A 956-nucleotide genomic window follows, 5' to 3' on the forward strand; every position below is an offset into this window, starting at 1 on the left:
GCTGCGCCAGTGCCGCTTGCAGTTGATGCTGGAAGTCGGCTTTGCTGGCTGCGGTGAAGAACGCCATCTGTGGTACTCCGCTTGGGCTTGTTATTGATGGTAGCGTCGCGTGCAACCCCTTTCGGGGGCCGTCGGCCATCCCGTTCCTGATTCTCGGGCAGAGGAAACAGGATGACAGGTGGGTGAAGCTGGACGAGACCCGCAGGTCACATCCTTTTTGCAGGTAATTTCAAAGTAATGACCACCTGCAAAAAACACTCCGCGATGCCCTTTGCAGGTGCACATCCGTTGCGCAGCTTAACGAGTGCGACAAGCTGCCTGCTTGCAGCGCTGCGACATATTCGGTCATCGGCTAGCGTTATAGCCATCGTGCACCGAACAACCCTAGCAGTCCCAGGGCCAAACGGCACCCTGCGGTGGTAATCCAGCAGAAAATCGTCGAGGCTGGCAGAATCGCGTTTTTGCCCGTGCAAGGCTCATCGGAGCCAGGAAACCTCCCATGCAAATGACCACTGCCCTGCTGATCGCCAACCCCTGCGACGAAGAAGAAGACAACATGGCCATGCTCTGTTGCCACAACGCCCAGGGCGAAATGTTCCTGATGAGCCGCTACCCGGACGAAGACGAACTGGAAATCACCCTCGACGGCGAGCCTTCGACGCTGGAAGGCGTCAAGGTCACGCTCGGCCCGACCCGGCTGAAAATCGAAATCGCCGCCGCGGATGCCGATGCGCTCAATGGCGATGATGTGCTGGAAATCACCTACGACCCCAAGGTGACGGACATGGTCGAACTGGAGCTGACCTTGCAGAACATCCTCAAGGGCACGGGAACCTTCATAAGCCAGCTCTGACTCCAAAGGCGGCCGCTGCCCGGTGGCGAGGAAGCTTGCTCCCGCTCGACCGTAGGAGCTGCCGAGCGAAGCGAGGCTGCGATCTTTCCCAGCCACTTAAGTC

At 58.8% G+C, this 956-nt stretch carries 2 protein-coding genes; one reads left to right on the forward strand and one right to left on the reverse strand.

The genetic code is table 11. The features are described from left to right. On the reverse strand, positions 1-67 hold a 67-nt coding region (locus OC610_RS29830), incomplete at its 3' end, for a hypothetical protein (RefSeq protein ID WP_408636673.1). 432 nt (positions 68-499) lie between these two features. Between OC610_RS29830 and OC610_RS28055 the strand changes: the two genes are divergently transcribed. Further along, a complete protein-coding gene (locus OC610_RS28055) occupies positions 500-853 on the forward strand; it encodes a hypothetical protein (RefSeq protein ID WP_264432878.1) in 354 nt (117 codons plus the stop codon). The last annotated feature ends 103 nt before the right edge of the window (positions 854-956 follow it).

This window comes from Pseudomonas agronomica, from assembly GCF_025917275.1.
GTDB lineage: Bacteria > Pseudomonadota > Gammaproteobacteria > Pseudomonadales > Pseudomonadaceae > Aquipseudomonas > Aquipseudomonas agronomica.

Excerpts from the sequence above, each read along its gene's own strand:
- OC610_RS28055 (WP_264432878.1), top strand. The coding sequence starts at position 500 with ATGCAAATGACCACTGCCCTGCTGATCGCCAACCCCTGCGACGAAGAA.